We start from the raw sequence: 8,865 nt of genomic DNA on the forward strand, positions 1-8,865 counted from the left end.
GGCCGGCGGGCGCGGGGCGGCCGGGGTGTACGAGGTCGCCGTGTTCGTCAGGAAGTTCCACCGGCACTCCTCGCAGAACGGCGCGGCGCCCTCGCGGGGCGTGCGGCACTGCGGGCACAGCTCCGGAGGACGGCCGCCGGGACCGCCGGGACCGCCCGGACCGCCGCCGAAGCCGCCGGGGCCACCGGAGCCGGCGGGCGGCGGGAATCCGTAGCCGCCGCCGACCGGGGGCGGCGGGGGAGGAGGCGGAGGTACGGCACCCGCCATGCGGTGACCGCACACCTCGCACCAGTCGTCGGAACCCGACTGGTGTCCGTTCGGGCAGGTCGGCATGTCGGCGCTTCCTCCTCTCCTTGTCCGGCCGGTTCCGGCCGGGTTCTCCGACCCCGAGGGGTCGGGCTCGATCGCTTCAGGGTCACTTCTTCACACGAACAGTCTTGGTGGACCGGGTCTCGAGGGTCATCTCGTCGGCCTCCTCGACCTTCGCCTTCAGTCGCACAGTACCGGTCGCGGCGTCGACCACGTCCACCACCTTCGCAAGCAGTTTCGCAGTGTCCGCGTTGCCGGAGACGCTCGCGAGCTGAACGGCGCGGCCCAGTTTGGCCGTTGCTCCGTCGGCATCTCCCGCTTTGCGCAGATCGAGCCCTTCCTGGATGACTTCCGCCAGTTCGGCCTGGCCGGTGTAGTGGGCGACCTGGGGGTTGATCGACGTCGAGGCGGCCAGGTCGTCCGTCCACACGGCCCGCACCAGACCCTGCGCGCCGAGGTTCTGCGCACCGCCGTCGGGCTGGGGAATCACCAGGGAGATACGGGCCGCCAGCATCTCCTGGCCGAGCTGCGCGGGCGGGACCTCGACACAGACGTGGTAGTCCCGGGACTCGTCCCCCCAGGACCCCAGGGGGTAGTCGCCCGCGCGGGGGCCGGCCTCGGTGCGCCGGTCGGTGAGTTCCTCGACCGTGGGCGCGACCTGTTTGACGAACTTCACAGTCGCGCCGACCGGACTCCACAGCCGCAGGGAGACGTCCGCGACCTCCTTGCCCATCGCCGTCTCCATCATCCGCGTGAAGTCGGCGGCCAGTCCGGCCGGGTCGGCGACGATGTCGGCGGTGCCGAGGAGGGCGGAGGCGATGCCTGTGACTTCTTTCACTTCCCAGTCGGTGCCCACCCCCCGGGCGTCACAGGTGAACCGCCCGGCGCACGCGTCCAGGGCCGCCTTCAAGTCCTCGGGCGACTCGTGCTCGTTGCGGCCGTCGGTGAGCAGGATGCCGTGCCGGATCGCCACGTCCGCCGACGCCAGCAGCCGGTCGGCCAGCCGCAGCCAGGTGCCGATGGCGGTGCCCCCGCCCGCGCTCAGCCTGCGCAGCGCCTGCTTGGCCCGGTCGCGGGTGGTGGCGTCGGCGACCGCGAGGCGGCCGGCCCCGGGGTAGACCTCCTTGGCCACGTGCGTGCCGCCGACCACCGCGAAGTGCACGCCGTCGCGCAGGGCGTCGATCGCGGCGGCCGTCGCGTCGCGGGCGTTGCGCATCTTGGTCGGCGGGTAGTCCATCGAGCCCGAGCAGTCGACCATCAGGACCACCGCCGCCGAGGGCCCCCGGCCGGGCGAGTAGAGGTGGGGCGCCGCCACCGCGCTGCCGATGGTGCCGCCGCCGGTCGCGGTCACCGTGACGATGGCGTTGACCTCGCCGGCACCCTCCGGCAGGTACTCGTTCTGGTAGACGTCCACCGAGAACTGCGGCACGTTCGATTTCGAGAAATTGGCCATGCCTGCTTCGATCCCCCTCAGGTGCCCCGGCGGCGCGGGGCGACGACGGATGACGGGCCGGTCCCCTCCGGCCCGTCGAGGCTCCCGCGAGAGGTTCCCCGTACGCGGCCTCAGGCCGATCCTGCCCCCGGGGGGACGGCCGGGAACGGCACGAGGGCCACTGTTACGTTGTCGTGGCCCCCGCCGTCGAGGGCGTGACCGACCAGCACCCGGGCGCCGTGCAGGGGGCGCACGGCGGCGTCGGCGGGGATGACCCGGGCCATCTCCTCGGCCGACTCCGCGTAGTTCCACAGGCCGTCCGTGCAGACCACGACCACACCGGGGCGGTCCGGCTTGAAGGACGCGGTGTGCGGCTCCAGTTCGTAGGCGTCCGCGCCGAGCCAGCCGGTGATCGCGTGGGCGCGCTGGTCGGCGTAGGCCTCGGCCTCGCCCATCAGGCCCGCGGCGACCATCTGCGCGGCCCAGGAGTCGTCCTCGGTGAGCCGGGCCGCCGGGGCGGAGCGGTCGACCGGCACCCAGTAGACGCGGCTGTCGCCCACCCAGCCGACGACCAGCAGGCCGTCGGTGACCACGGCGCCGACGATGGTGCAGGCCGGGGCGTTCTGGTGCGGGGCGTGCTCCCGGGCCGTCGCGGGCTCGTCGGCCAGCGCGTTGACCGCGTCGGCGGCGGCGACGATCGCGTCGTGCATCGCCTGCTGCGGGTGCGTGCCGCGCGGCAGGGCGGAGAGCAGCGACTCGTTCGCCGCGCGGGAGGCGGCCAGCGACGCCTCGTCGGGGCGGGTCGCCGAGGAGACGCCGTCGCAGACGATCGCCACGTGGGCGGGGGTGCCGTCGGGCAGCGCGGTGGTGCCGACGGCGAAGGCGTCCTCGTTGCGGTGGTGGCGCAGGCCGCGGTCGCTGACCGCGGCCACGGGGCCGCGTTCCTGTTCCATGTGGTCCCGTTCGCGCGGCTGGGCGTGGCCGCAGTTCTCGCAGTAGCCGTCGTCGTCCACCCGGCCCGCGCGGCAGGCCACGCACACCGGGCCGCCGGCGGACCGCACCGACTCGGCGGCCACCCGCGGGTCCGGCGCCTGGAGCGGGTACTCGTCGGGCCGGTCCGGCGGGTGCCCGCCGCCGGACTGCCGGGGGACCGGCTGCGGGTCCGGTTGCGGGTCCGGCTGTGCGGAGGGCTGTGCCGGGCGGTCGAGGCGCACACCGGAGGACGGAGCGGCCGGTGCCGCCGGCGGGGGCGGTGGAGGCGGTGGTACGGGGGCACCCTGGGCCGGGGAGCCGTCCGGACCGCCCGCCGGCCAGGCCGGCCCGGCGGGCGGCGCCGGGGGCCGGGGGCGGTCCCGGCCCGCCGTCTCCTGGGGCGGCACCGAGCCGTTCAGGGCGATGGTCGGCGCGTCCGTCGGCCGGGCGGGAACCGCGGACAGGTCGTATCCGCACGCACCGCAGAAACGATCACCCGACTCGAGGGGCTCCTCGCAGCTCGGGCACTTCGACAGAGCGGCCTGCTGAGACATCTGGGACATCAACTACACCCACGTCCGGGGGCGGTAACGGTTGGCACGTTCCACCAGGTCGATCCTCTCCTCGCCGCTCGTCGCCAGCCGGGCCAGCGCGCGGTACGCACGCTCCAGTCCGAAGCGCAGCCCTCGCTCGTCCAGGCCGCTGCCGAGCAGCGTCCGCCCCCCGGCGGGGAGAACGGAACCCTGGCCCCCGGAGAGTACCCAGTCCAGGCCGCAGCCGAGGACCTCGGCCGACAACTGCTCGCGCCGTGCCGGGTCCAGACCGTACGCCCCCAGGGCCTCGACCTGCCCGGCGGCGGCGGTCAGGTCGTCCAGGAACGGCGTGTCGCCGGGGGCGGCGGTGCGCCCGCGCAGCCGTGCGCGGACGGCCGCCACCCGGGCGGCGGTGTAGTGGATGGACGACTCCGGCACCGACTCCAGCGCCCGTACGGCGCCGCTCCGGTCCCCGGCCGCGAGCCGGACGCGGGCCAGCCCGAAGGCGGCGCTCACATGGCTCGGATCGGTCGACCACACCAGGCGGTAGTACTCGGCGGCGTTGTCGAGCTGGCCCAGGACCTCCGCGCACAGAGCCAGCGCCAGCTTGGGCGCGATCTCGCCGGGGAAGGCGTCGTAGACCGCGTCGAAGGCGAGCGCGGCGCCCTCGTGGTCGGCGGTGACGAGGGCCGCCACGCCCCGGTACCAGACCACCCGCCAGTCGTCGGGGTGCTGTTCCTCCAGCGCGCGCAGCACCTCCAGGGCGACGGCCGGCTCGCCGGTCTCCAGCCGGGCGCGGACCTGGCGCAGCCGGGTCTCGGTCGACGGGGCGGGCGCGGCGGCGAGCGCGTGCACCAGTTCCCCGGGCGCCGACGTCAGCAGCCCGGCGAGGAAACCGGCGTTGGGGTCGGAGGGGTCGACGTGCGGCACCGGCAGGGCGAGCGCGGCGGCGGGGGAGTCGACCGGCCCGACCAGGCCGGGCGGCACGGCCGGGGGACCGCCTGCGGGAGGACCGCCCGCGGGGGCGGGGAGCGGCCGCCCGAGGGGCCTCCACCCGCGCGGGCGGACCGCCCGGACGCCCAGACGGGAGACGTCCCCGTCCTGCGCGGGGAACAACTCCGTGTCCATCACGCGCAGTTCCGGGCCGAAGAGGGTGGACAGGGCCGGGCGGGCGCGGCCCGACTGGAGGGAGACGACCTCGCGCAGGACACCCGTGAGCTGCTCGGCCATCTCCTGCGCGGAGGCGAACCGGCGGGCCGGGTCCGGATCGGTGGCGCGGACCAGGAGCCGGTAGAAGGACTCGTACCGCCGGAAGACCTCGATGGTGTCCGGGTCGGGCAGACAGTCCGCGTAGACGTTCGTGTAGCCCTGGAAGTCGAACGCGAGGACGGCGAGCGTCCGGGCCACCGTGTACAGGTCGGACGCCACCGACGGGCCGACCTCGGCGACCTCGGGCGCCTGGTAGCCGACCGTGCCGTAGATGGCCGACTCCTCGTCGTCCATCCGGCGCACCGCGCCCATGTCGATCAGCTTCAGCTGGTCCTCGGTCTGGATCGCGTTGTCAACCTTGAAGTCGCAGTACAGCAGGTTGCGGCTGTGCAGGTGGCCGAGCGCCTCGAGCGCCTCGATGCCGTACGCGCACGCCTGCTCCACCGGCAGCGGGTCGCGCCTGCCCTCCGGGGTGCGGCGGGCGTTGGCGATCTCCTTCAGGGACTTGCCGCCGACGTACTCCATGACGATGTAGCCGTCGAGGGAGCCGGTGCGCTGGTCGAGGTGCTCCACGAAGTTGTAGATCCGCACGATGTTGGCGTGTTCGATCTCCGCGAGGAAGCGCCGCTCGGAGATCGCCGCCGCCATCGCGTCCTGGTCGCCCGTGTCCAGCAGGCCCTTGAGGACCACCCAGCGGTCGGAGACCGCCCGGTCCACGGCCAGGTAGATCCAGCCCAGACCGCCGTGCGCCAGACAGCCGACCACCTCGTACTGGCCGTGCACGACGTCCCCGGCCCGCAGCTTCGGGACGAACGAGTACGGGTGGCCGCACTGGGTGCAGAAGCCCTCGGTGCGCCCCGGCCGGCCGCTGCGGGCCCGGCCCACCGGCGCCCCGCAGTCCGAGCGCGAGCAGAACCGCTTCCGCTCGGGCACCTCGGGGTTCCGCAGCACCATCGCGCGCGGGTCGGGCCGCGGGATCGGCGGCACCTCGACCAGTCCGGCGCCGAGCCGGCCCCGGCCCGAGGAGCCGGCGGCGGAGCCGGAGCTGCGCACCGACACCGAGCGGCCCGTGGCCCGGCCCGACAGCGAGCGGGAGAGCCGTCCCGAGACCGAGCGCCGGGACTTCGAGGACTGCGACGACGTGCGCGCGCTGCGGCCGCTGGAGCGGGAACCGCCGGTGCCGCCGCGGGACGAGCCCCGCGAGTCCCGGCCGCCGCCGGTGATGCCGGTCGGGGACGAGCCGACCATGCCCGTCGCCGACACGACCGGGGCCAGACCGCAGGTGTCGCAGTACAGTTCGCCGCCGCCGACGTCCTCGTAGGCGCCGCCGCAGCCGGGACGCTGGCAGGTGCCCGGAGGCCGCCCCGGGTCCGGGGCCTGCGGCCGGCGCGGGTCCCGGACGTGGGTCCGGTCCTCGCCCTCGTGCTCCGCCTGGCTCATGCGGCTGCCTCCCCCTCGTCCCTCATGCGCCGGGCCCCCTCCGGTCGTCGGGCACGCCCCGGCCCGGTCCGTCCTGGCCGGGCACCCGCGGGGTGGTGCCGAGCAGGTCCGCGGCCGCCTGCTGGTAGCGCAGCACCGCCCGTTCGGCGGCGCGCAGGTCGCAGGGCGCGCTCCACAGCATGCGGCGCGCCTTCTCGTACCGCTCCACCAGGACGGGGTCCTCCGCGAGGCCGAGCCGGGCCGCCTTCGCCTTGTACGCGTCCAGGCGGCCGCGCAGCTCGGCGCGGACCGCCAGGGGCGCGGTGACCGCGGTCAGCGACTCGCGGGCGCGCAGCAGTTCGTCCTCCGCCTTCTGCTCCAGGGACTCCAGGAGGGGCGACAGCCGGTGCCACTGGGCGTGCCGGCGGTACTCGGCGGCCGTCGACAACTGCTCCTGCAGCGCGGTCGGCGGCCCGCTGACGACCGGCACCTCCGTCGCGGCGATCTTCGCGAGCACCTCGCCGCGGGCGGTGCGGGCCTCGGCGAGGGTGCGGTCGGCGCGGGAGAGCACGTCCCGCAGCCTGACGATGCGCTTCTCGGCGTCCTGGCGGACCGTCAGCACCGCGTCGATCTCGCGGCGCACGTCCTCCAGGGCGCGCGCCTCGCGGTCGTACACCGTCGTGTCCGGCCGGCCGCCGCCCGGCGCCGAACTGCCCCGGGCCGACTGCCAGAACGCCAGCGGGTCGGAGATCACCCGCTCGCGCAGCCGGGTCAGCGTGCGGGTGATCCGCTCCAGGTCGTCGCCCGCCGGGTGCTCGCCGGGACGCACCCCGACGGAGTGCGCGAGCTTGTGGGTGCGCTGGAGTTCGGCGGCCAGCAGGTCGATCCGGGCGGGCAGCGCCGACCACACCACGTCCGCGGCGACGACCACGTCGAGCGAGGAGGCGTACAGCTCGTTCATCCGCTCGACGAGGGCGGCCAGGGAGTAGCGCTCGCTGAGGCGGCCCCTCGAACCGTCCGGGGCCGGGGCGTTCGCGGTGGCGGCCGCCGAGCCCGCCACCGTGACGCACTCGCCGCGCAGCAGTTCCGTCAGCTCCACCAGGTCCTCACGGCTGGACCAGCGGCGGCGGGCCCGGATGTCCCGGGCGGTGCGCAACGCGTCCGTGTACGCGTCGAAGTACGTCCACAGCAGCGTGATCGCCGACTCCGCGGCCGTCCAGCGCTCCTGGGTGAGCCCGGTGAGCCGGGCGCCCTCCAGGAGCCTTCGGCCCGCGTGGTCCTGCAGGGCGAGGAGCGAGGTCTCGATCGCCTCGTGCTCCGCGCCCAGCCGCGCCAGCGCACGGTCCACCTCGTCCCGGTCCATCACCGGCCCGGTGGGATCCGTGTCGCCCATCGATCACCTCTCGCTGCGGGGGTTGGTGGTGGTTGCGGTGCCTCGTCGGTCCAGGCCGGGATCGGTCCTCATCAGTCCTTGCGCGCGTACACGGGTGCGGGTGGTTCCGACTTCGATGAATCCCCGCCCAGCGTGGCCGACAACCATGTGTCGTACGAGGCCTGCCAGCCGTCCTCGGTGTCCTCCCGGAAGTCCACCAGGATCTGGTTGACCCGGCGGACCAGGTCGTCCGCGTCCTTCTTCATCGCCACGCCGTAGTACTCGGTCGTGAAGGCCTCGCCCTTGAGCCGGACCGTCGGGTCCTGCGCGGCCTGGCTCGCCGCGAGCGCGGCGTCGGTGACCACCGCGTCGACCTCGCCGAGCTGCAGACGCACCAGGCAGTCCAGCTGGTTGGGGACGGTGGTGCGGATGTCGGTGGACTCCGGGAGGTCGCCCGCCTTCTTGTCCGCCTCCAGCTTCGCGTACGCGGTGGAGCCCGCCGCCGTGCAGATCCTCCGGTTCGCGAGCGTCCCGTCGTAGCCCTCGACCGGTGACGACTTCGGGGCCAGGACCTGCTGGCCCGTCCTGAAGTACGGCGCGGAGAAGGCCACTTCCTCCATGCGCGCGCAGTTGATCGTCATGGTGCGGACCACCATGTCGACCCGGCCGTCCTGGATCGCCGGGATGCGCTGGTCGGTCGGGATCGCCTTGAACTGGACGGCGTCCGGGTCGCCGAGGATGTCCTCGGCGATGCGGTGCACCAGGTCGATGTCGAACCCCTCGAGCCGTCCGCTCTCCCCGCTGTTGGGGTTCCGGTAGCCCCAGCGGTAGCTGTTCTGGTCGACACCGACGATCAGCTTGCGCTTCTCGCCCCGGCGGTTCTTGATCGCCTCGATGGTCTCGCCGTCCGCGCGGGAGGGGGACAGGGTCTGCTTCTCCGGGTCCGTGCACTCCTCGTCCGCCCGCGCCGGGACGGCGTGGGTCACGGGCCGGCCGGTGGTCCCGGCGGTGCCGTCGGCCGGGGCCCCGACGCGGGTCAGCGCCAGCGCGAGGACCAGGGCGAGGACGCAGGCGGCGGCCATCGCGCCCACACCGCCCCAGCCCCTCAGCGCGGCCCGCAAGCGTCGTGCGTTCACCCTCACGCCCCCTTTCACCGGTACTCCGACAGCCTGCGGCCGATGCCCAGCACCGCGCCGGCCGCGCCCGCCACCGCGAGGACGGCCGCGCCCACCGGCAGGCCCGTCAGCGCGTCCCGGCCGTCGCCGGCCGCCCGCTGGAACTCGTTCTGCTCGTGCGCGAGCGCCGCGGCCAGGTTCTCGTCGACGCCGTCGAAGCACTCTCCGGTCGTGCCCTCGGCGCCGATCACCATGGCCAGCGCCCGCTGGTAGTCGCCGTTCTCGTCCTGTTCGCGGGCGGCCTCGTGCCGCTCTCGCCACTCGGTCATGTCGCCCACCGCCGAGGCGACCGGCCGCGCGCCGCTGTCGTCGTCCGCGAGCCGCTCCGCCCGCTCCAGGCCCTCGGCGAGGGCGTCCATGTCGCGCTCGAAGTCGTGGTCGTAGGCGTCGACGGTCTCGTCGCCGACCTTCTTCGTCTCGGCGCCGCGGGCCACCAGGGTGAGG

The 8,865-nt window shown here is 74.7% G+C and carries 5 protein-coding genes and 2 pseudogenes; all 7 read right to left on the reverse strand.

The annotated features are described in order from the left end of the window. Positions 1-333 (reverse strand): annotated as a pseudogene (locus B7L92_RS06165) (FHA domain-containing protein); the annotation flags it as partial. Positions 334-415: 82 nt separating this feature from the next. Next, entirely contained in the window at positions 416-1,762 is a 1,347-nt protein-coding gene (locus B7L92_RS06170) for a vWA domain-containing protein (RefSeq protein WP_081236459.1), read from the reverse strand. Between the two features lie 110 nt (positions 1,763-1,872). Next, the gene (locus tag B7L92_RS06175) at positions 1,873-3,276 is read right to left on the reverse strand and encodes a PP2C family protein-serine/threonine phosphatase (protein WP_081236460.1); all 1,404 of its coding nucleotides are present in this window, start codon (positions 3,274-3,276) and stop codon (positions 1,873-1,875) included. 3 nt (positions 3,277-3,279) lie between these two features. Continuing rightward, positions 3,280-5,895: a serine/threonine-protein kinase gene (locus B7L92_RS06180; protein ID WP_081236461.1), complete on the reverse strand. Its 2,616-nt coding sequence runs from the start codon at positions 5,893-5,895 to the stop codon at positions 3,280-3,282. A 22-nt stretch (positions 5,896-5,917) separates the two neighbouring features. Further along, positions 5,918-7,267, reverse strand: coding sequence for a hypothetical protein (locus tag B7L92_RS06185; protein WP_081236462.1), 1,350 nt, complete (start codon positions 7,265-7,267; stop codon positions 5,918-5,920). Between the two features lie 71 nt (positions 7,268-7,338). Then, complete coding sequence (locus B7L92_RS06190; RefSeq protein WP_497590772.1) at positions 7,339-8,382, reverse strand: glutamate ABC transporter substrate-binding protein; 1,044 nt, start codon at positions 8,380-8,382, stop codon at positions 7,339-7,341. Positions 8,383-8,396: 14 nt separating this feature from the next. After that, a pseudogene (locus B7L92_RS41995) lies at positions 8,397-8,865 on the reverse strand (hypothetical protein); the annotation flags it as partial.

The sequence above is a fragment of the Streptomyces viridosporus genome (assembly GCF_002078235.1).
Lineage (GTDB): Bacteria > Actinomycetota > Actinomycetes > Streptomycetales > Streptomycetaceae > Streptomyces > Streptomyces viridosporus.

Bases quoted from the DNA above. Each gene is read 5' to 3' on its own strand.
- B7L92_RS06185 (WP_081236462.1), bottom strand. From the start codon at position 7,267: ATGGGCGACACGGATCCCACCGGGCCGGTGATGGACCGGGACGAGGTG.
- B7L92_RS06180 (WP_081236461.1), bottom strand. From the start codon at position 5,895: ATGAGCCAGGCGGAGCACGAGGGCGAGGACCGGACCCACGTCCGGGAC.
- B7L92_RS06170 (WP_081236459.1), bottom strand. From the start codon at position 1,762: ATGGCCAATTTCTCGAAATCGAACGTGCCGCAGTTCTCGGTGGACGTC.
- B7L92_RS06175 (WP_081236460.1), bottom strand. From the start codon at position 3,276: ATGTCCCAGATGTCTCAGCAGGCCGCTCTGTCGAAGTGCCCGAGCTGC.